Source organism: Rhizobium sp. BK399 (genome assembly GCF_014194695.1).
Taxonomy (GTDB): Bacteria; Pseudomonadota; Alphaproteobacteria; order Rhizobiales; family Rhizobiaceae; genus Rhizobium.
In genome coordinates, this window is sequence record NZ_JACIAH010000006.1 from 16,357 (window position 1) to 41,972 (window position 25,616).

Sequence of the window (25,616 nt, forward strand, 5' to 3'; positions counted from 1 at the left end):
CAGGCTGTCATCATGAACCGTGAAGAGACATTGGACGGGCTCCGCAAGAGCCCGAAGGTGGACGTGTGCGTCCTCGGCGGCGGTATCAACGGGCTCAGCGTCTTTCGCGAGCTGGCGCTGCAGGGCGTGAATGTGCTGCTGGTCGAGAAGGGCGACTATTGTTCCGGTGCCAGCGCCGCGCTCTCGCGCATGGTGCATGGTGGGCTGCGCTATCTCGAAAACGGCGAGTTCAGCCTGGTCCGGGAATCGCTGGTCGAGCGCGACCGGTTGTTGCGCAACGCCCCCCATTACGTCGCACCTCTGCCGACCACCGTTCCGATCTTCGACGTTTTCTCGGGTCTCGGTAATGGCATCGTGCGTTTCCTCGGCCTCACCCGCCGCCCGAGCCGCCGCGGCGCCATCGCCATCAAGGCGGGGCTCAGCATCTATGATTTTCTGACACGCAAGCGCGCCCTGATGCGGAAGCACCAGTTTCGCGGCCGCCGCAGCACGCTTGCCAAATGGCCGGCGCTCAACCCGGCGATCCGGAGCGCCGCTACCTATTACGACGCCTGGGTCAGCCACCCAGAGCGCGTCGGTATCGAGATCTTACGCGACGGCCTCTCAACCGACACGAATGCCTCCGCTCTGAACTATGCGACGATCGAGCAGGCTCCAGCCGGAGGTTTTCTGCTGCGTGACGGGATTTCGGGCGAGACGCTGACAGTCAAGCCATCCCTCGTCATCAACGCCACCGGCGGCTGGATCGATATCGCCAATGACACGCTCTTTCCGCAAGAGGCTCCTTCCGCGCCGCTGATGGGCGGCACCAAGGGGTCACATCTGATCATCGACCATCCCGGTCTGCGCGACATGCTCGACGGCCACATGATCTATTATGAAAACGAGGACGGCCGCATCTGCATTCTCTTTCCCTATCTTGGAAAGGTGCTGGTCGGCTCCACCGATATCCGGGTGGATGACCCCGAAACGGTGCGCTGCGAGGCAGACGAGCGGGATTATATCCTACAATCACTGGCATTCGTGCTGCCGGGCATTTCGATCCGGCCCGAGGAGATCGTCTTCCAGTTTGCTGGCGTTCGGCCCCTGCCGGCAAGCAATGACAGCTTCACCGGCCGTATTCCGCGCGATCATTTCTGCACGATGCTTGAAGGCCGCGACGGCGAGCCGCCGGTCCTCTGCATGATTGGCGGCAAGTGGACCACTTTCCGTTCCTTTGGGGAACTGGCAGCCGATATGACGCTGGAACGGCTCGGCCGAAAACGTCGCATTGATACCGCCGAGCGTACCTTCGGGGGTGGGCGCGGCTTTCCAGGCAAGCCGAACCTCTGGGTCCATCAGCTCGCTGAGGCGACGGGCATCACCCTCGATCGCACGGAAACGCTCTTTGAACGCTATGGCACGGACGCGCAGGAGGTCGCCCACTTTATTGCGCTGGAACCGGACTATCTTCTGCCTCATGCCGGCTACAGCACCCGCGAGTTCATCTATCTCATGCGTCACGAAGCCGTGGAGCATCTGGACGACCTGCTCTTGCGGCGCACAACACTCGCCATCAGTGGTGAACTTTCGCTCGACATGACCGACGCCGTGCTCGCCATCCTCTCGGTGGAAAAAAGCTGGCCGCCCCAGCGCGCCGCCGAGGAGCGAACCCGTTTTCTGACCCTCCTGAACGACCGTCACGGCGTTTCGGAGGAAGCCCTTTCCGCAAGGAACGAACAAAGGAGTGAATTATGCGAGACAACCGCAAGGTCCGGATGAACCGGCTGTTCGGCAACGGCCGTTGCCTGGACGTGGCGATCGATCATGGCGTCTGCAACGAGCCGTCCTTCCTCGATGGGCTGGAGAACATGCCCGCCGTGCTGAAGGCGCTGGTCGACGCGAAGCCCGATGCGATCCAGATGAACTATGGTCAGGCCGACCTGTTGCAGGACCTGCCCGGCAAGGACAAGCCGGCACTCGTCATGCGCATCGACATGGGCAACCCCTATAACCGCATCCGCCACCGGGATATGTGGGCCGTGTTGCAGAACGAGGCCGAGCCGCTGATCGGCGCGCTGCAGGCGGATGCGGCCTGCGTTGTCGTCAATCTGTTCATGCTGCCGGATGAGCCTGATCTTTTCCGCCAATGCGTCCAGAACATTGCCCGTGTTCGCGCCGATTGCGAGAAATACGGCATGCCGCTGATGATCGAGCCGCTTGTGATGCAGCCGGTGACTGAGCACGGCGGCTACATGGTCGATGGCGATGCCGACAAGATCGTGACGCTGACGCGGCTTGCCCGCGAGATGGGTGCCGATATCGTCAAGGCCGACCCGACGATCAACCCGGAGGATTTTCACCGCGTGGTCGAGGCGGCACGCTGCCCGGTTCTCGTGCGCGGCGGCGGCAAGGAGGACTTGTCCGCCGTCTTCGCCAAGTCCGCCGCCTTGATGCGGCAGGGTGCGGTGGGCATGGTCTATGGGCGCAATGTCTACCAGCATGCCAATCCGAGCGCCGTCGTGCGCGGCCTGCTGGCGATCATCCACGAGAATGCGACTGGCGAAGAGGCGTTTGCACTTTATCGGAAGGGGTGATGGAGCTGGGCCTGTGTTTTCAGCCAGAATCACGCAAGACTCTACCAGAACCTTGGGAGGGGTTCGGAATGGAAAAATATCTGTTGGGGCTCGATGCCGGAAACACGGTCATCAAGGCTGTAATCTTTGATCTCAATGGCCGGGAGGTGGCTTACGCCGGGGAGGAGGGGCATAGTCGTATGCCGTACCCCGGTCACGTGGAGCGCGATCTCGGCGAGCTCTGGGCCAATGCCAAACGGGTGATCCGCACCTGCCTCGACAAGGCCGGCATCGCTGCCACGGATATCGCCGCGATCGGCTGTGCTGGCCATGGCAATGGTCTTTATGCGCTCGATCGCGATCGTCAGCCGCTTCTCGGTATCCAGTCGCTCGATACGCGCGCGACCGGACTTGTCGAGGAATGGGCAGCGGAAGGGGTCGGCGACCGCACAGCACCGATCGCGCGCCAGCGCCCTTGGCCCTCCCAGACGCCGACGCTGCTTGCCTGGCTGAAGCGCCACCGGCCGGACATGTTCCAGCGCATAGGCACGGTGTTCCTCTCCAAGGATTTCGTTGTCAACCGACTGACCGGTAGCCGCGTCAGCGAAGTTTCCGACATGTCCGGAGCCGGCTTGCTCGACCTTGCGGCCCGCCGCTATGACAGGACACTGATGGCGGCCTACGGCCTCGCAGACAGCATGCACATGCTGCCGCCGCTGATAGAAAGCGCCGATATCGCGGGACATGTGGCGGAAGAGGTGGCGGCCGAAACCGGGCTCGCGGCAGGCACACCTGTCATCGGCGGGCTGTTCGACGTCGTGGCCTCGGCGCTCGGCTCGGGCGTGTCGCGCACCGGCAGCGCCTCGATCATCGCCGGCACCTGGAGCATCAACCAGGTGATCATCGACGGTCCCGATCTCAATGGTCCTGTCTTCATGTCCTCCACCTTCGATCGCAGCCGCTATATGGCGATGGAAAATAGCGCGACGTCGGCCGCCAATCTCGAATGGCTGGTGCGAGAGTTCTTCGAAGGGGAGCATGAGGAAAGCGTCTCGCCCTTCGATGCGGCTTGCGCGCTTGCAGCCGCGGTCAAGCCGGCGACTGACGATCCGCTCTATCACCCCTATCTCTATGGCGCCCAGCAGGATGGCCACGCGCGGGCCGGCTTCTACGGCATGGCCGGCTGGCATACCAAGGGGCACCTGATCCGGGCGCTTCTGGAAGGCGTCGCCTTCGGCCATCGCCAGCATATCGAGACGATCCGCAAGGCGGGCGCAACCTTCGAGGAGGCTGTGCTCTCCGGCGGCGGCTCGCGCAGCAAGCTCTGGCCGCAGATCTTTGCCGATGTCCTCGGCGTTCCTGTCACCGTCGCCGTTTCGCGGGAAACCGGGGCGCTCGGGGCTGCGATCGCGGCGGGGATGGGCGTCGGCCTGTTTGCCGATTTCACCGAAGGGGCCACCGCCATGGTCCGCAACGATCGGCATTATCAGCCGAACGGCGCGCTGTCGGCCCACTACGACCGTCGCTATGGGCTCTACAAGGATATTGCTGAGGCGATGGCGCCGCTGTGGCGGCGCCTTTCGGAAGCGCAAAGTCCCGCGACAGGAGTTGCAGCGTGACCATGCCCATGAATGAAATGCCCGTGGATGAAGGCAGCTACGATTTCATCGTCGTTGGCGCGGGGTCGGCTGGTTGCGTACTGGCAAACCGGCTCTCGGCCGATCCGAAAAACCGGGTGCTGCTGCTCGAAGCCGGCGGCTCGGATCGGTATCATTGGGTGCATGTGCCGATCGGTTATCTCTATTGCATGGGCAATCCGCGCACCGACTGGATGATGAAGACGGCCGCTGAAAAAGGCCTCAACGGCCGCGTCCTCAACTATCCGCGCGGCAAGGTGCTCGGGGGCTGCTCCTCCATCAACGGCATGATCTACATGCGGGGGCAGGCGGCCGATTACGATGGCTGGCGGCAGGCGGGCAACGCCGGCTGGGGCTGGGATGACGTGCTGCCGTATTTTCTGAAGTCGGAAGACAATTATCGCGGCAGATCGGTCATGCACGGCGCGGGCGGCGAATGGCGCGTCGAGCGCCAGCGGCTGTCCTGGCCGATTCTCGATGCGTTTCGCGATGCCGCGGAAGAACTGGGTATCCGAAAGACCGACGATTTCAACGACGGCGACAACGAAGGGTCCGGCTATTTCGAGGTCAATCAAAAGGGCGGGCTACGGTGGAACACGACGAAAGCCTTCCTGCGGCCGGCGATGAAGCGCCGGAATTTGCGCGTGCTGACGGGCGCCGAAACCGAGCGGCTGGAATTTGACGGGAAGATGGTAACGGGCGTGCGTTTCCGCCGGAAGGGCCGATCCTGTGTTGCGCGGGCGTCACGCGAGGTCGTGCTCTCGGCCGGGGCGATCAACTCGCCGAAAATTCTGGAGCTCTCGGGGGTCGGCCGGCCGGATGTTCTTTCGGCGCTCGACATTCCTGTCTTGCACGATCTTCAAGGCGTTGGCGAAAATCTGCAGGACCATCTGCAAATCCGCACCGTCTTCCAGGTCGAGGGCGCACGCACGCTGAACCAGCTCTATCACAACCTCTTCAGCCGGGCCGGCATGGGCCTGCAATATGCAATCAGCCGCTCCGGTCCCTTGTCGATGGCGCCGAGCCAACTCGGCATTTTCGCCAGAAGCGATCCGGCAGTTGCGACGGCCGATCTCGAATATCACGTACAGCCGCTCAGCACCGACCGTCTCGGTGAACCGCTTCATCGTTATCCTGCCGTAACTGTCTCTGTCTGCAACCTCCGGCCGGAAAGTCGCGGCGCGGTGCACATGACGACTCGTGATGCCTCGGTCGCCCCTGAAATCCGTCCCAACTATCTGTCGACCGCGGGCGACCGGCTGCTGGCGGCAAATTCTATCCGCCACGCGCGCAGCCTTATGGAAACGAAGGCTATCTCCCGTTTTCGACCGCAGGAGATGCTGCCGGGCCGGCAATATCAGAGCGATGACGAGTTGATCCATCGTGCCGGTGATATCGCGACCACGATTTTTCACCCTGTCGGCACCTGCAGGATGGGAAGCGATCCGATGGCGGTGGTGGATGCAAATCTGCGCGTGCATGGGCTTGAGAAGCTGCGCGTTGTTGATGCCTCGATCATGCCGACGATTGTGTCCGGCAATACGAACTCCCCGGTGATCATGATCGCGGAAAAGGCAGCGGAGATGGCGCTGAGGATGCAATAGCTGGACGATGCTTTCTTCCATCCGCCTAGACATTCAGGAGCATCTACCAGTGCCCGAGATGTTCAAGTTCAGCACTGTGCCAATGGTCAACGCCCCGCACACATCTGTCGCGATGCAGGCTTTTTTGTAAGTCGCTGTGTGATCAGGCGCCGCAACCAAACTTCCCTATGCCAAGCCCGCTTTATGCGGGCTTCTTACGTTTATGCTAATCGCCGCAGCGGCGCTCCATCAAGGTTCAAAAGACGGCCTTGACGGGCCCGACGCAACGAAGGCTCGCCGCCCGCCTGCCGTATCGCTCGTCTTTGCGGCGCCTGCCAAGCGTTAAGGTAACGCAATATTCGGGCCGAAAACGATATGCAGCTCGCCTGCAGACTAAGTCACCACCGACGACACCATATCGCTTTCGCAAAAGACCATGTTTGGCCTGTATCCGTTGTCCAGGAAAGTGTCGCGCCCAGCAGCACTTGACGTAAATACTGCTGCTGCGGACGTTATTTCGGGGGTGTGCTCGGTTGGCGCCGGAAGTATCGTGATGTTATTGTTGAGGCCAACCTCGAGAAGAAGGCTTGCGAGCGAGTCGACGGACGAGACCTGATCAAGGATCAGGTACTTCAGGCTCGACGCGGCATTCACTTTTTGTGCCAACGTTTGAACCGCCACCATCAGGGGCAGCCTCTCACGGAGGCCTTGGATCTCGGGATGTTGGCTGCCGCCCCCATAGCACATTCGCGCAAAAATCTCGTAAGCCTTGATATATTCGCCTCGTTCGAACCACATGCGCAATGCCACCGACATTCGTCGCATTGTAAAGACCTTGCACGCCTCCTCGTATTGCGTCGATTTTGCTGGCGAGAGGTCAATCTGGCCCCGTTTTGAGCCCAAATAGAGAAAGTATTCGAGGCCACCCCGATAGCGGTCCCATCCTGTCATTGCCTCGTCGTTACCGGCCTGCGCACGGTCCCGCACGACAGCGGTCCGCACGACGGATCGATAGAAAGGCTTGTCGAGAAAAGCGACTGCGCCGACATCGAGCAAATGGGCAAGATGGGAGAATGCCCAGAAGCAAAAGTCTTTCGGCACGAAGGCCGACCTCAAGGCCGACGTTCTATAGATAGCGATTTCAGGAAAAATGTGCCGCTTTGTCATGAAGTCGAAGACGTCGCTGAAGCTTCGGCGAGAGAATTTGCGATTCTTTTCAATGGTGTAGAACAGACTAAGATCGACCTGATCAATGGCATCGTACATCGTCCACGGGGCATAACAGGCGACCGTTTCGGGATTGATGTTGAGGTAGACGATGGCCGCCCGCAGGTTCTGGAAATTCAGAAGATCGTCGTCGGCAAGATAGAGTGCGTACTCTCCGACCGCTTGCTGATAGGCGTTTGCGAGGTTGGGCCAACCTCCGCCATCTACGTCACGCCGGCAATACTTGATCGGCAAGCCCTGAAGGAGAAACTCCTCGACGACCGTCGCCGTGTCGTCGGTAGAAGCGTTGTCCGAGATGACGATTTCATACGGAAAATCGATAACTTTCTGTTCTACGAAAGTGGTCAGCAGAAAGCGTAGGAAGGCCGCGCGATTGTACGTCGGTATGCAAATGCTTAACTTCGTCTTTTTTTCCATTGCTGCGTTCCGCTGTCGTATTCGCGCGCTCAGCGCTGTCCTGCTTAGCCCTTTGGCCGCTCATCCAAGGTGGCGTCCACGTGGACGACCAGACGTGAGATCTAGTGCCCGGCGTTCCCTGTCGACGTCACTTGACCACCCATGCTCCCGGTGCGTTTGCCCAGGGGAATCTTGATAAGGGTTTGTCGATCTTCCTGTTGCGCGCGAATTCATCCCAAGCGAGCGTTTCGCCTGGCCACTTGCTTGTCGCATATTCATCGAGGATCAGCACGCCGCCGGGCACCAAGCGGTCCCAGCATTGCTCGAGGATGATGCGCGTCGGCTCATAGATGTCGACGTCGAGATTGAGCAGACAGAAGCGAGCTTCGGGATTTTCTTCGAGCCAGCGAGGCAAGGTCTTGCAGATATCGCCCTTGACGATCGAGCCACGATTGCTGGGGATCACTCCATCTTCGTTGTGGAGCTTGAGCAGCGCCTGGAATTCCTCCAGGAAGCTGCCGGAGCTAAGGCCGCCGACTTCCTTCTGGATGTTCGCATCAACCGCACCGTCTTCGCTTGCAAGCGTGGGAAAGCCATCGAACGTATCGAAACCGATGACCTTCTTATGCGTGGCCGTTGGTGTAAACGTCTCGAGGAATTTATGCCAGCTGAAGAACGACTTGCCGAAATAGACGCCGAAATCTGCATAGTGTCCGGGCAGATCTACAGTGAGCTTGAAAAGCTCATAGTGGGCAAGCTGGCGAATGAAAGAACGGCGGCTCGCATAGACCGGGAACAGATCCAGGTAATGCCGAATTTCATGCGGCCATCTCTTTGCGAGTTCATCAAGCTTCGAGAAGAACACGCTCTCGCCGCCGGAAGGATAGTAAAAAGTATCGGTAGCCATTCAGTTTTCCTGCTCGTTACGGGATCGCTTCAAAACGTCGTTACTTTCGAAGCGGAGGTGCTGCACGGTGACAAACGGATAGAGCGCTTTCTGCCTGTGGGCAGCGTTTAAATGCGGCGCAAGAATCCGTCAGCCGATGCCGTAATCATGATCTTGTTCTCGATGATCTTGTCGGTTTCGAATGACAGCTTTCCACCCTCCGAACCGGTCCGTCCTTCAGATGACAGGAGTTCGAGATACGCCCTGACGGCGGTCTTTGGGTTGTTTCCTTTGCCCCAAGGTCGATCGCCGCACATATCTTCGGGCAGATCCTCGACACCAGTGTCCCACACGACGCAATAGGATCCCTTTGACGTCAACGGCGCATAAAGCTCCAATTCAGCGAGGACGTGGTCATGCGTGTGGTTGGAGTCCAGAAAGACCATGACCCGTTCGTAGCCTTTCGCGTGCGCAGCTACCTGGGAAAAGACGTCCGGTGCGGTCGACGAGCCTTCAATCGTGACGATCTTATGAGCGAGCGGATGACTCTCTATTCCCGCGCGGTTGTGTTTTCGGATATCGATGTCGACAGCGACGACCTTGCGGCGGCTCGCCTTGGGATCGAGAACACGCCCATCGGCAATGGCGTCACAATAGTCGAGCATGGCGAGCATCGACGCGCTCATGACGAGCGATCCGCCATGTGCGATGCCTGTCTCGATGATGAGGTCAGGCCGGCATGCCCAGATCAGTTCCTGTATGGCATAAATATCCTGCGGCACCTGGATGATCGGGCGGCCCAACCACGTGAAGTTCTGAACGTAGTTGTGACGGATGCATTCGCGGACCCACACTTGTGAGAGGCCGATGAAGCCTGCATCCTTACTCGCACTCTCGATGTTGCCGGCGACGTATGCCGCAAATTTCTGATCTTCAGTCATGATGCTTCTCTTGGGGCGTACGCGTGCAGTGGATGTCCCACCACTGCGTGCGCGGGGCTAGTCTGTTTCCATTGAAGTCGCGGACAGTGTGCGAATAGCTATCGACAACAGAGCCGTACGATGACCATGCGCCAGGAACGTCATCGCCGAACGGCCCAGACGAACCCACCGGAAAATTGTGGCCAAGCGAGCTATCGCGCAGCGACGGAACGGTCGATTGATCGAGCAACTTGAAACCGTCGTAGCCGCATGCAGCGAGCGTCTCCAGATACTGGAAGCCGAAACGACAATCCTCGACGCTGACGTACAAAGGGAGGCTCGGGAGTTCCTTCAATTGATCGAGGACCACGTGGTCGACGCCCTCGACATCGATCTTTAGATACAAGGGTACGCCGTACGTGGCGAACAACTCCGACAAAGTCACGCAGCGAACGGTGATCTCACGGCAATTGCCGTCGTTGCGCCCAGCCCAACCGATATCAATGCTGCTCCAATGATCGTTTTCGAGGTTAATGTGGAAGACCGCTTCGCCTGAACGCTCAAAGATTGCCGCGTGAACAATGGTCAGTCGCCCGTCGTTCAGTTCCATCTCGAAACGCCTGGCGGCCCTTTCGCAAAGCTCCGGGTTGGCTTCAAGCGAGACCACGCGGAAGCCGCGTTTCAGATAGTAGTCCGTGTCGTCACCGTTGTTCATCCCGAGATCGAAGACGAGTTGGCTGCCGCTTGCGAAGTGTTTCATTGGATACGGACTTTTTCCTGAGGAACTGCATAGACGACCGCTCCGGTGCCACACCAGCTATGAAGCCGCATAAAGAAGCGGTACGCCGGAAGCTGCTCCATCAAATACTCAGGGGTGCGCCATAGACCGTCGCTGTTGTGGTAGGTTGTGACGGCAACGATGGGCCGATGCCGCTGCAGCGTTTCGGATGCACCCATAAGGGCGTTCAGTTCCGCCCCTTCTAGGTGCAGCTTTAGAAAGCCGGGGGAGAGAGCCAAACTATCCAGCGTTACAGTCCGAACATGCTCTCGACCCGTATCGGATAGTTGGGAGGCGTATCCGAGCCCGTTGTGGAAGCAGCGTTCATGCTCCATTGAATCAAGTGCATATGGCAGCAGCGTCACATCGCCGGCGCCCTTGGCGTCCAGAGATGCAAGCCTTCTGCTGAAGGCGGCGGCATTCTTCGCATCCGGCTCGATTGCAACGATAGCGGCCTGACGAGGCCCGGCGTTGGCGATCAGCTTCGCAGTAATGCTTCCGTCATGCGCGCCGCCATCGACAAAGACCGACACTGCATTCAAGCAATGCCGTATCTCCGGAATGAAGAAACGATCGTCGCCGGTGACCGGTGCGCCTTCAAAGGTCCATTCATCGCGTAGACGTCGCCATGCCAGAAATTGCAGGTGGTGGGCACGCGAAAGATCATCCTCCCATCCCAGCAGGACTTTCGTTGTCGTGGCGAATTCTTCCGATGTCAGCTTTTCGGCGAACCAACCGTTCGAGAGGGGATGCTGCTCCCGGTAGCTCTCGGCGATATCGTAAAACGGCACAACGTCATGCCAGCCCGCTTCACGCAAAGCCGTTTCCAAAGGAACGAAGGGCGTCGTGGCGATGCTGACCGCCAGCAGCGCCGAGCGCATCATGTCGTTAGGCACCTCGGACGGGTGAAGAACCTGCACGTCTGCCCAAAACGCGTCGTTACGAAGTGCGACTGCATTCCTGTCGACGACGAACGCAAAGTCATGCCCTATTGAGCGAAGGTAATCACGCGCAAGGCGTCCCATGTCGCCGGCGCCGTAGAGCACCAGTGGATCGCGCAGCGGGCGCGCTGAAAAGCGGCAGGTGGCATCATTAATTCGACGCAGAAGCTCTTGTGCAGCCAACCCGTCCGGCAGTGCAGGAAAGTGAAGCGCGCCGTGCGCGGCAGACGCTTGTGCGACCTCTTGCGATCTCGCTCCTTGGTGATGAAACATTGCCGTCACGTGACCTTCATCCTTCTTTCCTGGTCACGCGACCACACACTCACGGTCTCGAGAAAGGCAATTGAAACGATCCCGTGACCAATCTTCGTCCATCGGTTCGGCAACCAGCGAGAGCAGCGACGTGTCTTCGGGAAAGCAGGTGAGAAAATGATCAATCGTTCCCTTTGCTGCACGCCCACCCGTCCGAAGATCGAGCTTTTCGAGCGTTGCAGTGGCCAGGGTCTTGGTCGACAAGAACCATTCAGCGGCTGTATTGCCAAGCCTGCTGCGGAAATCAGTGCGCCGCTTTTCGACCTGCAGAAGGTCAGCGTAAATTTTCTCAAACGCCATGGCGCTAGAAACGGGCGTCCGCGTCGTGGCTATATGGTCAGCTGCTTTCCTGCCCATTTCTGCGACAGCTTCCGGATTTCGCATCATCCAGCGAAGCCGTTCCGTGGCCTCCGCGATGCTGCTCACGATAAATCCTGTTCGACCATCTTCGACGATGGCCGCTTCCGCGGGATTGTTAAACACGACCGGCACACACCCCGATGACATTGCCTCGGTCAGGGCGTTTTCCGCCGTCCCAAGATGTTCCGTCTGCAGCAAGTAGAGAAAGATGCTGGTTTGCGCGAAGACATCCGCCGGATTGTCAGTATGACCCATAAAGCGGACGCGTCGCGGGTCCTTCATGGCAGCCGCCGTATGAACGACTTCGCTCAATGGGCTGACTTCGCCCCATAGACGGACCGGTGCCTCTGACGTGGCCGCCTCGTCGGCGACACGAAAGATATCCGGGCTCATCTTGGCGAAATCGACTGTCCCCAGGTAGCTGATGGAATTGCCGTTTCGCCGTACACCGTCAACTGTCCGAGGTGGAAGGCCAAAGCCGCTGTTGACGACACCAAATCTGTTTCTTGTCGCGGGAGGAAGCGTTGCGACGTTAGGCGCAGCGAATGAGCACTCCGACGAAAACACGAATCGATCGTCACCGGTCAGAAGCCCAGTCGGCAGATAAGGAGCCGCAATACCCGAGATGTGCGACCAAAACAGTGTCCGCATCTTCGGCCAGGCGGTTTCGCACAGGCATTCGTACAATCTCGGATGGTTCCACCATTCGACCTGAACGATATCCGCCTTTGCCGCCATCGACGATATGGTTTTGCGATCCGGTGCGACCACAACATCGGCGCCGACTTGCTTAAGCAAGTCGACATGGCGGAGGTCGCGGGGAGCCTCGAGTAGAAGGTAGGTTCGCTTGATGGAAGTTGGATCAACGCTGCACAGGCTGCTGTGCGCTTTGCCCACTCCACCTCCGAGATGAGCCGCAATGTGTAGAATGTTCATTCGGCCGCCTCGACTGCAAGTCTGCGGCCGCCGGGAGCCTGAGCGCCGGGATCCATGGTCACAGCAGACTTGAATTTCTCGAGTAGCATCGGGCGAAACGCGTCGATGTTGTCGGGGAGGCAATGGGTCAACTGGCCACAATTGCCGCAGGTACCGTTTTCACATCGACGCCCCTCCAGATGTTGCAGTCGCAGGGCATTCATGGTGTCCGAGTTCCATATCTCCCTCATCGTCTGCTTTCGGACGTCACCGATGATGAGTTTTCGTCCCCAATCAAGGAAGCATGAGCTGACGAGGCCGTCGGCGTTTACGGAATAGCCGTAGAAAATGTAGGGACAGGTGTCGGTATTGCCGATCTCCTGCTGGTAGATGCCGCCGGTGATTTTGACACCCGTATGCTTTTCGATATCGAATTCCGGCCAGCACGGTGCAAAATTCTCAATGAAGATGCGGTCACAATGATCGCCGAACGTATCGAAGAACTCTTGCCTTTGGGCTTGGGTGATCAGTTCTCCAGGGATCTTGATGGAGATCTCCATGTTTCCCTTGTTGGCATAGAGCCATTTGACGTTCTTCACGAAAGCGTCGAAATCGAACTTGAACCCTGTAAACTGGATGTACTGCTCTCGCGTCATTCCATCCACGGAGATGTTGAGCTTATCCAATCCAGCTTCAATAATCGGCCCCATTCGCTCTGGGGTGATGAAAGTGCCGTTCGTCGTTGAATCGATATAGTCTGCATGTCCGCTTTGCTTTGCGTAGGCAACCATGTCAGCGAAGCGCTTGTTCAGAAGCGGCTCACCATCCTTGTACATCCTTAGGACTTTGATTTTTTGTGGAAACTCGCCAAGATTGTCGACGACTTTCTGAAAAACCTCATACTTCATCGCGCCTTGAAAGCGGCCGGTATCGGCGATCAGGTCGCGGTGTCCCGTCGGACAGAATGTGCACTTAAAGTTGCAAGAACTGGCCGGATCAACAAAGACGATGAAGGGCGTGTCGAGGGGTATAACCGTCTCCAACGCAGTACGATCATCGAGATTGATTCTGGGCTTAAGCTGCGCCTTCATTAAACGTCTCCGGTCTCTCCGGCGTTGAAAGGCTGCAGGCGCGCACGACGACAGGACGATATTGGCCGGCCTTGGTTTGGCCCCCGATATTCCCACGCCAGCACCCGCAAACCGCTCACAACGGCTGGATATCACGGCTCAACTCAATCAAACGTTGGTTGCGCCAAGCTGACCGCGCTCGCGGCAGCGGTGGCTGAGGACAGACGGTAGTCTCAGGCTGGCACGGCCATATTAGGTGGTTGGTTGCCCGCGTCCGATGTGCGACCGGCGAGCGGTCGTCGAGAAAGTCGCGGGACGCGATCCCGTTCGGCCCTCAGACCAGATTGAAGCATCTTGTCCTCACAGTTCCAGGTTCACTTCGATCGGCAATGTGAAGATGAATGTAGCGCCGAACGGCTTGTTGTCCTCCGCCCATAGCCGTCCGCCATGCGATTCGACGATCGAACGACAGATCGCCAGTCCCATGCCCATTCCCTGTTCCTTCGTCGTGAAGAACGGCTGGAAGATCCTCTCGGGAAATTCGACGCCAGGGCCGTGATCGCTGATCTCGGTCTGCACGACGCCCTTCATGCGGCGCAAACGCACGCTAAGGACTCGATCGCCTGTCGTCATGTCCATCGCCTCCATGCCGTTGCGCATCAGATTGATCAGAACCTGCTGGAGCTGGACGCGATCGACCGCGACGCGCGGGAGGCCGTCTTCGACTTCGACGAGCAGACGGACGTGACGTCTCGAAGCTTCCTCGGCTAAAAGGTCGCGCGCCTCCGCGATGACCCCTTCAAGGTCCGTAAGGCTGCGGGTCTCCACGGATTGTTTGAACAGCGCGCGAATGCGGGTCACGACATTGCCTGCGGAGTTGGCGCTACGCATGATGCGCTCCAGAGCCATCCGGGCGCGCTCCATATTGGGTGGGTTCGCGGTGAGCCAGCGCTGGCAGGCGTCCGAACTGGATACCAAGGCCGCCAGCGGCTGACCGACTTCATGGGCAATGGATGCCGAAAGTTCGGCAAGGCTAGCGGCCTGGCTCGCGCGCGCCATGTTCTCGTGAGCCATCCGCAGATCCTCCTGCGCCTTGATGCGATCCGTAGCGTCGAGAAAACTGCCGATGCTGATGCCGAGGCTGGCGAGGGCCGACGGGAATACCGTGGTGTGGAGACCTTCGAGCGCGCGTCCGTCATAGGTCGTGAACTTTGCATGCTCGGCGTGAGACTGCTCGCCACGGAAGCGTGCTTCGAAACTCCGCCTCACCCTATCGGATGGCGCCTGCCAATACGGGGTGATCGGCCCCGTCAGGTCGATGTCGTGCTTGGCGCCGAAGAGCTCGATGGCGCTCCGATTGACTTCTTCGATCACAGTGAGGTCCATGGCCTCCTTCAGGAAGTCGGGATGCTCGTTCATGTACCGGCCGAGGTCCGTTACGCCCTGCGAGCGCACCTGATTCAATAGCTCATCGAGGCGGGAAGTATTCACCCGCCAAAGAGGAATAGGTGTGTAATGGAACACAGCGCGATAAAGCTGCTCGCTTTGGCGCAACGCCTCCTGGGCGCGCACCTGGTCATCGATGTCGTGGGAGAGGCCAAACCACTGGGTGATGCGCCCGCTTGGGTCCCGCAGCGGCTCGGCACGACCATCCACCCAGCGATAGACGCCATCCGCGTACCGCATGCGATACTTCATGGAGAAATGCTCGCCTGTAGCGAGGCAGCGGCCGAGCGCCTCCTTCAGACCCGCGACATCATCGGGATGCGCAATAGCCTCGATAATCGTAGGCAGTCGGTTCCCTTCCGGGTTGTCGAGGTCTGGTATCCCCGGGCCGAAAAAATCCCCGATACGCTTGTTGAAGAAGGTCGTCCGCCCTTCGGGGTCCAGCCGCCACAGGAGGCTGGGCACCATGTCCACCAGTTGCGAGAGTTCGCGCTCGCGCTCGCGCAGGGCTTCCTGGGTGCGCATCTCATCGTCGATGTCGACGCTCACGCCGTACCATTGGACGATCTTGCCTGAGTCATCGCGCAGGGGCTCGGCACGGCTCTCGACCCACCGATGGCAGGTACCGGAGCGGCGCTGACGGTACCTCGCCGTGAAAGAAGTCCCCGTCGCGATTGCGTGCGCCAAGGTCCTATCCACCCCATCCCGCTCATCCGGATGGACGACGGCCAAATATCGCGCGCCATCAGGCGCGACCATATCCTTCAAAGTAATGCCGGTGATATCCGTTGTTCGCTTGTTGAGGTAACAGGGTGTTCCTTCCGGTGTCATGCACCAGATCATGGCAGGCACGGTGTCGATCATCTGCTGCAACTGCCGCTCGCTTCGCCGCAGCGCGTCTTCCGCGTGCGTCTGATCGTCGATATCGTGACAGAGGCCGTACCACTGGACGATGCGTCCACCGTCGTCCCGCATCGGCTCTGCCCGGCTCGACATCCAGCGATAAACACCATCGGCACGCCGCAAGCGGCATTGCAGAGCGAAACTGTCGCCGGTGGCGAGGCAGCGTCGCAGACTCTCCCTAACCTGAGCCGCATCGTCCGGATGCACGGTCTCTGTGAACGCTTCCAGTCGGCTCATGCCGGGCCTATCTGTGTCTTCTACGTCCATGCCGACATAGTCGACCATGCGCCTATTGAAGAAGACTGGTTCTCCGTTCGGGCTCAGCCGCCAAAGGTGGATGGGAACCATGTCGATGAGCTGCGATAGCTGCCTCTCGCTTTCACGCAATGTCGCCAACGCGGTATGGTGCTGCCGGGATATTGCCGCCACGACGAGCGCCGAAAGGGCCGAAATCGCCAAAAACAGCTGCAGCATGATCTGCTTTTGATGCTGGGATTCGGGATCGCCGGCAAACTGACTGACGCCGGTGATCGTGAATGCTGCCGTGATCAGAGCGAGGAGAGCCAAGGCGATGACCGCACCCTTAAACTCAAAACGCACAGCGGCCCAAAGTAGAGGCGGCATGATGAGGTAGGCGAAGGGCAGGTAGCTGCTCAAGGAAAAGGCGGCGACAACCAGAAAGATCAAGCCGACGGCGCAAGCTTCGATCCATCGCGGAGCTGCCGAGATCGGGTTCTCACGACGCCAGTTCTGGACTAGAACCAGAGCTAGCGGTGCGACGATCAGCACCCCGGTGGCGTCTCCGATCCAGAACAATGGCCAGGCCCCCGTGAAGGACTGCATGCCAAACCACGCGAGAGTCGCACTTCCCACGGTCGCGCTGACAATGGGCGCAATTCCAGCGCCCACCAAGGCCAACACGACAACCTCGCGCAAGGTTTCCAGCCGAACCGGACGCCTGCAGGTCCGCTGGATTAGCCATGCGCCGAGTACTGCCTCGAGTGCGTTGCCGGCATTGATCAGCACGGCGACTGGCAACTGATTGTGGAACCACAGGAGGTTGCAGGTCAGTTCGGCCAGGAGGCCCGCCAGCACCCACCAGGGCCAGCTTGGCGGCGTAGCAACGACAAGCGTAGCGATGAACACACCGCTCGGCGGCCAAATGGAGATGCCTGTTCCGGGCACGACGGCGAGCAACTGAGCGAAACCAGCGCCCAACACGTAAGCCGCTATGAAAAGCCCCATGTGCAGGAAGCGCGGGCGGTGCCACCCAATGCGAGACCACCTGCTTTGTTCAAGTTCGCTGATCATATTGTCGCCCAGTTCGTTCAGCGCGAGAGATCCTTTTTCCGGACAGTCCAGATTGCGCATTGAGGACGGTCGCCGCAGCCTTCAAGGCTGCGCTGACGCCCAAGAGCCGCCCGACCATCCTGGTCCGCTATCGCACCGAACGGTTGCCAGCCTAAAGCAATGCAAGCGAGCAGGCCGAGCGGCGCATGAGCCGGGAAGCCGCCTGACCGGCGGCGGAGGCCAGCATCGTATGCACTGGGCGTTGGCAAAACCGCCCATAGTCAGGGCTCTCTGCCAGAACAAGACCGAGAGTCCTCAGATCTTGTTTCGTATTCGGGCTCGGCTTCAACGCCAGCGCCGCCGCGGTCAGGCATCAATGCGCATGGCCGGCCAACAACGCTTGCCCGTTCCCGCCGACTGCCCGACCAATATCCACCACAGGACCGGAACCCGTTTGCCCCCGTGCCCAGCCCAAACGGCACTCCCCGCCAGCATCACGACCGGCTGACGCCGATCTTCATGATTGGGGCGTAGGTCGACAGCCGTCAGTGTGCTTACGACGGTTCGCCAGCGCATCCCCTCCGCATGTCGACCTATGCTCAATAACCTTGCAAGGGTTGCTGAGATCCTTTTTGCGCCGAGGAGCCAATCGCGTGGCGAGCCGCCCAAAGCGTTGCAACAATACCGAAGATTGCCGGAAGGCTAACGGCCGGGAAGTCCCGCAAGATCACGGCGGGGCCGCAGATACCAACCGCCACTTCCCAGTAGTGGAAGGTGGCGTGAGCGATTAGCCACAGCGTCCCGCCAGCCCAAAGCTCCAGGCGGCGGGCGGGCTTCCAGAGGCCGATCGCAAAGGCGAGCGCGACGAAACCCTGGATGATTCCGATATCTCGAATGAAATGCTGGTTGAACATCCCGGTATCCGTGACGCCCGGGACGAAATAGTACCAGCCTTCGGGGTCGTAGAGCATGTGAATGCACAGCCAGGTCGACAGCAGCGCGTTGAACCCGACCATGCCATAGACGAAATATCTGGTTGCCTGCATTGTGACCTCCAACACAAAATTGTTGCCAAAATTAGCACCAGCGACGACCGGCTTCTTCCCAAACGAAGGTATGGGGGTGCCAAGTGCCCGTTGTTGAAACGGGAGGTGACGAACATCGCGCGTGTTCAACTCCGCATCCGTTGAGCGAAACACCGCGGAGCATCGATCGCGCTGGAATTCCTTTCCGCGACCTGACGGCGCAAACAAAAACAGCCTCCGAATGAAACCGGAGACTGTCGCAATCCTGAGGAGATTTCTTTTGGCCTGCTCCTTTGGAGTGCGAAATCTTCACGATGGCGGATGATATCTCTGGCGCGTCGTTGGATTCCTAGGCCTTCAAAAAAGCGAGAAGGTGGGCGTTGATGACATCCGCATGCGTCGTTGCCATGCCGTGCGGCAAGCCTTTGTAGACCTTAAGCGTCGCAGTCTTCAGCAACTTTGCCGAAAGAAGCGCGGAGTCGGCAATCGGCACGATCTGGTCGTCGTCACCATGCATAACGAGGGTCGGTACATCGATCACCTTCAGGTCTTCGGTGAAATCCGTTTCCGAAAATGCCTTGATGCCTTCGTAGTGCGCTTTTGCGCCGCCCATCATGCCCTGGCGCCACCAATTCTGCACCACCGGCTGTTGGACCGGTATACCCGGACGGTTGAAGCCGTAGAACGGACCGCTGGAAAGATCGACGTAGAACTGAGACCGGTTGGCCGCAAGGGCCGTACGCAAACCATCGAATACTTCGATCGGCAAGCCGCCCGGATTGGCTGGCGTCTTGACCATGATGGGTGGCACCGCTCCGATCAGCACAAGTTTCGCGGCCCGTCCCTTGCCATGACGGGCAACATATCGTGTCGCTTCACCGCCACCGGTCGAATGTCCGACATGGATCGCATTGCGAAGATCGAGGTGCTCCACGACAGCCGCCACGTCGGCAGCATAGTGGTCCATATCGTGACCGTCGCTCACCTGGCTTGAGCGACCGTGCCCACGACGATCATGGGCGATCACCCGGTAACCCTTGCTGAGAAAGAACAGCATCTGGTTGTCCCAGTCATCGCCGCTGAGCGGCCAGCCGTGATGAAAGACGATGGGCTGGCCATCCTTCGGGCCCCAGTCCTTGAAGAAGATTTTGGTGCCATCCTTCGCGGTGACGTATTCGGTGGTCATTTCAAGCGTTCCTTTTGGTGTCGTCGGTTTGGCAATGGCTTCGGTGGAAGAGGTCTGAAATGCGACCGCCGCGGCGGCAAGGTTGAAGGTGCCCGCCATAACGTCGCGACGCGTAGCTTCAGTGTATTTCCGATCCATATCGTCTCCTGTCCCGCGTGGTCTCTACGCGGCAGATCGTCGAGTTTTCTGCTGATCCTGTTGCCGAACGGCGATACCAACCTAGCGGCCCCGGGAGGCTGGCGGAACTAAACTTACGTTTTGGATCGATGTCTGGCGCACGTGGAAGTCATCGTGCCGCTTCAAAAATCAGACAAAGGTGTGAGCTGGAAGGCGCAGCGCGTGAACTTCTACCGGCTCTTCAAATCCCCTCAGATTGTGGAGTCCCATGCGCTCGGTTCGCTCCGAACAGTTTGCCAACTTGACAAACTCGGACGAGATCAAGACCGGGCGCTGGAGCTCCTTTGTGAGATTTTCGAGACGAGAAGCAAGGTTCACGGCCGGTCCGATCACGGTAAAGTCGAGCCTCTTCTGCGAGCCGATATTGCCATACATTACTTCGCCGACGTGTACGCCGGTGCCGTAGCGCAGTTCATCCGCGAATCTGGTCCCCTGAGCCTTCGCAATCGCTTCGTGGGCGTCGTAAACGGCTTGCAGGAGGTTTTCGCACGCTTTTGGCTGTTCTAGTGGAAAAACGGCAAGCAGCCCGTCGCCGATGAATTTCAGGATCTCTCCGCCATGCCGGTCAACCGGACCGGCAACGGCATCGAAATACTGGTTCAGTATGGAGATGACTTCATCGCGCGGACGACGGTCCGACAGTTTGGTGAAGCCGCGCAGATCGCAGATCATGATCGCCGCGTTGATTGACACGCCGCTTCCGCGCGTCGTCGCCCCGTCCAGTATCTGCTCGCTGGCATGCGGTCCGACATAGGTCTCAAGTAACGTGCGTGCCAGCTGATTCTTGACCCGGATTTCGCTGACCAAAGAAAACAGGGGCAGTATTTCGCGCAGAAATCCAATGTCACCATCATCGAAGCCACTCGGTCTGGCTGTCGAAAATGTAATGAGATGCCGCTTGCCCTGCGTGTGATCGATTGGCCAGCCGGTATATTCAGAATGACCCTGCTCGCGCAGCTCCTCGTACAGCGGAAAGGCGTGCGGCCCGTGGATCTGAAGCTTTTGACGGATTTCCGAGCCTGTGCTGAAGACGACGCGATAAGGGCTCTGGAGGAAGGTAGCGGTTGCCTCAACTTCGTAGCCCACGATCTGTACATCCGGTCTCGATTGCCCCCTGGCCCATATGATCCTCGTCCCGAGCCACTGCGGATGGTAGACGCGGATATGCAGGCTCGCCCGGCTGAGCGCGACGCCACAGTCAACGAGCCGAGTGCAGAGCTGCATGAATATCTGCGCGATATCGCGTTCCTCGCGAACGCCAGCGAGCAACCACTGAACGAGCGAATCGCGGCGGGGGTTATTCAGAAGACTCATCTTGTTCCTCCCGATCGAGCGTCTGAACTCATCGACCGAAACCTTGACCTTCGCACTGATACCATTTCAACGGTTATCGGTGGGCGGATCTTGGCAGGACCGCCAGCGGCCGCGCGGTTCTGGGTATTTACGTCTGCATTTGGTACTGCACGGCGCCCGGAGGCGCCAATGGCGGCAGCCAGAGACGCTCGCGAGAAACACGTCCGTGCTGTCTTTCTTCAACGCGACGTGGCTTGCGCAACAAACTCGAGCAGATCCTGCGAGTTCAGAGGCTTCGCCAGAAACAACGCTGCGCCGGCCGACAGCGCGTGCTGCCTGATGGTGCTCTCAGCAAAGGACGACATCATGCAAACCGGAGGGCCTTCAGCCCGAACCACCGCATCGAGAAGCACGAGGCCGCTGGTCCCTGGCATTCTTACATCGGCGAGCACGCAGTCCACACGGGACAGGTCGCCCGAGTCCAAGAAGGCGTCGGCCGAGCCGTAAATCAGACTGGAGACGCCGACGGTTTCGAAGAGGTCACGGAGTGCCTCCAGCAAAGCGCAATCATCGTCTATGATGGCGATCGTCGTTTGTTTCGTGGCCTGCATGGAGCATGGAACCTCAGAAGAGTGGGCCGGGGCAGTTCCCGGCGGTTAAAAGAAAATTTCGTTCTAAAAGCACTGGATAACGACGCTCGGCCTTTCAAACATTCCGGGCGGTGAGATCAGCCAGACGGTGCTCATGCGCACGCCTTGGTCAAAAGGCTGTGGCGACCCTATGACCTCTAGTTCGCAAGCGTCGGTTCCAACGCTATCTGTCGAAGACAGCTGCTGCGTGCTCGTCATTCTTCGCTCGAAGGTATTTCAGGCTCCCGCCAAGATCGCGGCACCTCTCCGCCCGATGACGAGAACTCCGGTTACATCTCATGGTATCAGACCGGTAAGGCGATACAATTAAACGAACGTTTGGTCGCGGACCGAAAGTCTTTGATTCAACGCTGAGCGGGGCTCTGTGCGCGCCACTCGTTACCCGATTCATCTCTGCGCTCACTGAACGCACAAAATCCCCCAACTCAGGTTTGAGTCGACCGCTAGCACCCCCGACAGAGGGTCCGCGACGGTCCTGAACCGGCACGTCTCGACCCGGCAAAGCAGAAGCGAAGGCACAAACACGATTGAACAGCTGGAGTGGCCGAGGTTTTGCGGCAAACGCTGCCCCTCTTTGCAATTGCCGTCGTGATGTTAGGTGCGGCTTCGTGGCTCTTTCGACGTCGTCTCGAATAGGGACGCCTCTCCAATTTCGTTCGTTTCCCGATTGAGCCGCATGGGGCGGTACGCTACAGTACCGTTACCATTTCAGAAAGACTTCGTTTGCGATCAACTATGAACCAGACGACGGTGTTTTTCGAGAAGGGCTTCTCCCGGACGTCGATGGATGACGTCATCGGGATCGTCGGCGGCTCCAAGCGGACCCTGTATAAGTACTTCCCAAGCAAGGACGAGTTGTTTTTTGCGGTTGCCGTGCGCGTTTCGGACCGCACTGTGGAAGAACTAAGGGTCAAGCACAGCGGCGATCTGCAGGAAACATTGACAAAGTTCGGAATGAGTTACCTGCGAACTGTTGTCTCGCCAGAAGGGCTGTCTCTTTTCCGCGCAGTCATTTCGGAGGCGCCGCGCCTGCCGAAGCTGGGGGAAGGCTTTTTACGTCATTTAACAAATCGCATTTCTCAGCTTCTGGTGGACTACTTCGAGACACAGGAAAAGATTGGCGATGCAATCTCGGCTGCGGAGCAGTTTCTAGCCCTTGTCCGGGGGCCGACCCACTATGTGGCTTTGCTCGGTGGTAGACCGCCGAGCGATGAAGAGATCGCATTCGCGGTGAGGCAAGCGGTCGCGACGTTCCTCTATGGAGCTATTGGTAGCCCAGATACCAACGTCTGACCCCAACGTCTTGGGCGACCGCATTCAGCTTCAGCAAGTCATCGTGAACGTGCTGCTGAACGGTATTCAGGCCATCTCGCATGCCGGGACCGACCGGCGCCAAATCGTTGTTGAGACATCGTATGGTTTGGACGGAGTGACAATGCTGAGTGTGGAAGACACCGGTGGTGGCATAGCTTCCGACCATCTAAGCCGGATCTTCGACGGATTCTTCTCGACGAAGGCGGACGGCGTTGGCATCGGCCTAGCCATATGTCGTTTCATCGTGGCAGATCACCAAGGAGCGATCAGCGTCGAAAATGAAGCGGGCGTAGGCGCACGGTATTTGGTCACACTTCCCGCTATATCCGACGGAGAGGTTTCGAACGACGGTGGCAAGGTTGCGGACAGCAGTGCACTGGCGCCGACACGGACAAGGGACAATCGATGAAGAAGCAAATTGCATTCACTTGAGGAAAAACGCATGAGCATTCAACTCTTCAGCTTGAAGGGCAAGCGGGCCCTCGTCACCGGCTCCTCGCAGGGCATCGGCTATGCCCTGGCCGAGGGCCTTGCAGGCGCCGGCGCAGAGATCGTGCTCAATGGCCGCGACGAGGCGAAGCTACAGGCGGCCGCCCAAAGCCTCGGCGTGAAGCGCACGCTTGCCTTCGATGCTACGGATCACGAGGCCGTGCGCAACGCCGTCGACGGCTTTGAGGCGGAAATCGGCGCCATTGACATCCTTGTCAACAATGCTGGCATGCAGCACCGCACGCCATTGGAGGACTTTCCGGCAGATGCCTTCGAGCGGTTGCTGAAGACCAACATCTCCACGGTTTTCAATGTCGGCCAGGCGGTCGCGCGTCACATGATCAAACGAGGCGCCGGGAAGATCGTCAATATCGCCAGCGTCCAGACCGCGCTTGCTCGCCCCGGCATCGCGCCCTATACGGCGACCAAAGGCGCGGTCGGCAACCTGACCAAAGGCATGGCGACCGACTGGGCGAAATACGGTCTGCAATGCAATGCGATCGCCCCTGGCTATTTCGACACGCCACTAAACGCCGCTCTCGTCGCCGATCCGGCCTTCTCAGCCTGGTTGGAAAAACGCACGCCGGCTGGCCGCTGGGGCAAAGTCGAAGAGCTTGTTGGCGCCTGCATCTTCCTTTCCTCCGACGCTTCCTCTTTCGTGAACGGACATGTGCTCTACGTCGACGGCGGCATCACGGCTTCGCTCTGAGGCATCCCGGCGCATTGCGGTAAGGCGGTCGGGTACGAGCCGCTCGCCCAACCAGTTATTCCAAAGATCAGAAACTGCCCGGAACGCGATCGTGCCGCCGCGATGGGGAAAGGCCGCCTTTCGGCGGCCTTTCCGCTTCTACGAGGATGCCTTGCCGATTCCTCCGGAAACGAGGCGGCCCTTGTGGAAGGTGGCGCCGCGGGCCGGCATGCGGGCGACGGCTTCGGCCGAGCAGCTCGCGGTCGTCAGCGTAAAGCCCGCATCGTCGCCGGGTTTCGGCCAGGCGCGATTGCCGTCATTGTCGAGTGGCAGGACGCCGCCGGTGGAAATGGCGAGCGAGCGGGACAGGTGGTACTCGTCGGAGCCGCGGTAGAGCTGGGCGTAGAGATTGGCCTTCTCCAGCATGTCGCCGCTGCCGAAGGGCGACCAATGGTCGATGACGCTGTCGGTGCCGGTCATCACGAAGACGCCTGCCTTGCTGAGCTGTGGTAGCGGCATCATCAGCCCGCCGATCGGTACGGTCGATGCGATCGTCATGCCGTTTGCGGCAAGCCGCGCCGCCGTCTCTTCGAGGACTTCGGGGCTGAGCGTCGTCAACGCGAAGGCGTGGCTGATCGTCACCTTGCCCTTGAGTGCCGGGTTCTTCTCCACCGTGTCGATCATGTAGTTGACCGCGGCAACGCCTGCCGGACTTGTCTCATGCAGGTGAATGTCCACGCCCTTGCCGGTGTCGAGTGCGATCTGGAACATCGCGTCGAGCGATTTTTCCATGGCGCCGTCGACATTCGTCGGGTCGAGGCCACCCACATATTCGACGCCCATCTGCATGGCTTCACGCATCAGGCCATCGACCTTCGAGTGCAACAGGCCGTGCTGTGGGAAGGCGACGATCTCGCAGATGAAGTCGTCGTTGTGTTTCTCCAGCGCAAGCTTCAGGTGCTCCAGGCTTTTCAGGCCGCTCACCGGATCGATGTTGCAATGGCTGCGGGCAATCGTGCTGCCCTTGGACTGCAGGAGCGCGATCAGGCCTTCGGCGCGCTGGACCGAGGTCGGCAGCAATTTCGGCAGCAGCTTTTCCTCGAGTGCGATCATATCCATGATCGTCTTGCCTTGGCGTGGTAGCGGCGCCTGCCACGCGCCACCGTAGAATGTCTTGTCGAGGTGGATGTGCATATCGCGCATGGTCGGCAGGGCGAGTTGACCGCCTGCCTCGTAGGTCGGCAGGCCCGCCGGTAGCGTGGCCCCGGCGGCATGCAGCGCGGCGACCTTGCCGTCTTTGACTTCCAGTGTGTATAGCGCCGTTCGGGTGGCGACGATGACATCACCATCCCTCTCGAAACCCTCTTCGAGGCGTACGTTGCCGAGCAGGTAGTGGCTGTCTTTCACAGTAGTTACCGTGGCGCTCTCTACGCAATTCGTGGTCTCGGCTGCAGCCTCGCGGCTCATGCCGCCGGTCAGCCCTGTGACTGCCGCGACTGTTGTCAATTGACCGGTGCGGCTTAGGAAGGCCCTGCGGCTCTGCGATACAGCGTGTTGCACTATCGTCTCCTCATC

The 25,616-nt window shown here is 59.3% G+C and carries 20 protein-coding genes; 7 read left to right on the forward strand and 13 right to left on the reverse strand.

The features are described from left to right. Positions 1-12: 12 nt before the first annotated feature. From FHT97_RS14375 to FHT97_RS14390, 4 genes are all read left to right on the forward strand, one after another. The gene (locus tag FHT97_RS14375) at positions 13-1,761 is read left to right on the forward strand and encodes a glycerol-3-phosphate dehydrogenase/oxidase (protein WP_183863070.1); all 1,749 of its coding nucleotides are present in this window, start codon (positions 13-15) and stop codon (positions 1,759-1,761) included. Next, complete coding sequence (locus FHT97_RS14380) at positions 1,734-2,576, forward strand: class I fructose-bisphosphate aldolase (RefSeq protein ID WP_183863072.1); 843 nt, start codon at positions 1,734-1,736, stop codon at positions 2,574-2,576. The genes FHT97_RS14375 and FHT97_RS14380 overlap by 28 nt, the downstream gene beginning before the upstream one ends. A 68-nt stretch (positions 2,577-2,644) precedes the next feature. Continuing rightward, positions 2,645-4,174 (forward strand): FGGY-family carbohydrate kinase, encoded by a 1,530-nt coding sequence (locus FHT97_RS14385; protein ID WP_183863074.1) that lies wholly within the window; start codon positions 2,645-2,647, stop codon positions 4,172-4,174. A 2-nt stretch (positions 4,175-4,176) separates the two neighbouring features. Then, positions 4,177-5,796, forward strand: a complete 1,620-nt coding sequence (locus FHT97_RS14390; RefSeq protein WP_210296714.1) for a GMC family oxidoreductase — start codon at positions 4,177-4,179, stop codon at positions 5,794-5,796. A gap of 372 nt (positions 5,797-6,168) precedes the next feature. Here FHT97_RS14390 and FHT97_RS14395 read toward each other — a convergent pair whose 3' ends face one another. The 12 genes from FHT97_RS14395 to FHT97_RS14450 form a co-directional block, all read right to left on the reverse strand. Then, positions 6,169-7,419 carry a glycosyltransferase family A protein gene (locus FHT97_RS14395; RefSeq protein ID WP_183863077.1) on the reverse strand — a complete coding sequence of 417 codons (1,251 nt, stop codon included), beginning with the start codon at positions 7,417-7,419 and terminating at the stop codon, positions 6,169-6,171. Positions 7,420-7,546: 127 nt separating this feature from the next. Next, positions 7,547-8,305, reverse strand: a complete 759-nt coding sequence (locus tag FHT97_RS14400; protein WP_183757669.1) for a TylF/MycF/NovP-related O-methyltransferase — start codon at positions 8,303-8,305, stop codon at positions 7,547-7,549. 107 nt (positions 8,306-8,412) lie between these two features. Next, complete coding sequence (locus FHT97_RS14405; RefSeq protein ID WP_183863079.1) at positions 8,413-9,225, reverse strand: cephalosporin hydroxylase family protein; 813 nt, start codon at positions 9,223-9,225, stop codon at positions 8,413-8,415. After that, complete coding sequence (locus tag FHT97_RS14410; RefSeq protein ID WP_183863081.1) at positions 9,218-9,964, reverse strand: FkbM family methyltransferase; 747 nt, start codon at positions 9,962-9,964, stop codon at positions 9,218-9,220. Before FHT97_RS14410 ends, FHT97_RS14405 begins: the two co-directional genes overlap by 8 nt. Then, positions 9,961-11,196 carry an FkbM family methyltransferase gene (locus FHT97_RS14415; RefSeq protein WP_246712648.1) on the reverse strand — a complete coding sequence of 412 codons (1,236 nt, stop codon included), beginning with the start codon at positions 11,194-11,196 and terminating at the stop codon, positions 9,961-9,963. The genes FHT97_RS14410 and FHT97_RS14415 overlap by 4 nt, the downstream gene beginning before the upstream one ends. Before the next feature lie 33 nt (positions 11,197-11,229). Further along, on the reverse strand, positions 11,230-12,531 hold the full coding sequence (locus FHT97_RS14420) for a glycosyltransferase family 4 protein (protein ID WP_183863085.1): 1,302 nt from the start codon (positions 12,529-12,531) through the stop codon (positions 11,230-11,232). After that, complete coding sequence (locus FHT97_RS14425; protein WP_183863088.1) at positions 12,528-13,601, reverse strand: radical SAM protein; 1,074 nt, start codon at positions 13,599-13,601, stop codon at positions 12,528-12,530. Before FHT97_RS14425 ends, FHT97_RS14420 begins: the two co-directional genes overlap by 4 nt. Positions 13,602-13,940: 339 nt before the next feature. Next, on the reverse strand, positions 13,941-17,240 hold the full coding sequence (locus FHT97_RS14430; RefSeq protein ID WP_183863090.1) for an MASE1 domain-containing protein: 3,300 nt from the start codon (positions 17,238-17,240) through the stop codon (positions 13,941-13,943). Between the two features lie 578 nt (positions 17,241-17,818). Continuing rightward, entirely contained in the window at positions 17,819-18,265 is a 447-nt protein-coding gene (locus FHT97_RS14435; RefSeq protein WP_183863092.1) for a hypothetical protein, read from the reverse strand. Positions 18,266-18,593: 328 nt separating this feature from the next. Further along, on the reverse strand, positions 18,594-19,568 hold the full coding sequence (locus FHT97_RS14440; protein WP_183863094.1) for an alpha/beta hydrolase: 975 nt from the start codon (positions 19,566-19,568) through the stop codon (positions 18,594-18,596). Positions 19,569-19,736: 168 nt separating this feature from the next. Next, positions 19,737-20,921 carry an adenylate/guanylate cyclase domain-containing protein gene (locus tag FHT97_RS14445; RefSeq protein WP_183863096.1) on the reverse strand — a complete coding sequence of 395 codons (1,185 nt, stop codon included), beginning with the start codon at positions 20,919-20,921 and terminating at the stop codon, positions 19,737-19,739. 218 nt (positions 20,922-21,139) lie between these two features. After that, positions 21,140-21,511: a response regulator gene (locus FHT97_RS14450; protein WP_183757684.1), complete on the reverse strand. Its 372-nt coding sequence runs from the start codon at positions 21,509-21,511 to the stop codon at positions 21,140-21,142. A 774-nt stretch (positions 21,512-22,285) separates the two neighbouring features. Here FHT97_RS14450 and FHT97_RS14455 point away from each other — a divergent pair. The 3 genes from FHT97_RS14455 to FHT97_RS14465 are packed head-to-tail and all read left to right on the forward strand — an operon-like array spanning position 22,286 to position 24,062. Beyond that, entirely contained in the window at positions 22,286-22,843 is a 558-nt protein-coding gene (locus FHT97_RS14455; protein ID WP_183863098.1) for a TetR/AcrR family transcriptional regulator, read from the forward strand. Between the two features lie 10 nt (positions 22,844-22,853). Then, positions 22,854-23,273, forward strand: coding sequence for an ATP-binding protein (locus tag FHT97_RS14460; RefSeq protein ID WP_246712636.1), 420 nt, complete (start codon positions 22,854-22,856; stop codon positions 23,271-23,273). 33 nt (positions 23,274-23,306) lie between these two features. Beyond that, the gene (locus FHT97_RS14465) at positions 23,307-24,062 is read left to right on the forward strand and encodes an SDR family oxidoreductase (RefSeq protein ID WP_183863100.1); all 756 of its coding nucleotides are present in this window, start codon (positions 23,307-23,309) and stop codon (positions 24,060-24,062) included. A gap of 138 nt (positions 24,063-24,200) precedes the next feature. On the opposite strand, the gene FHT97_RS14470 is transcribed toward FHT97_RS14465, so the two are convergent. Further along, positions 24,201-25,601, reverse strand: a complete 1,401-nt coding sequence (locus FHT97_RS14470; protein ID WP_348649620.1) for an amidohydrolase family protein — start codon at positions 25,599-25,601, stop codon at positions 24,201-24,203. Between the last annotated feature and the right edge of the window lie 15 nt (positions 25,602-25,616).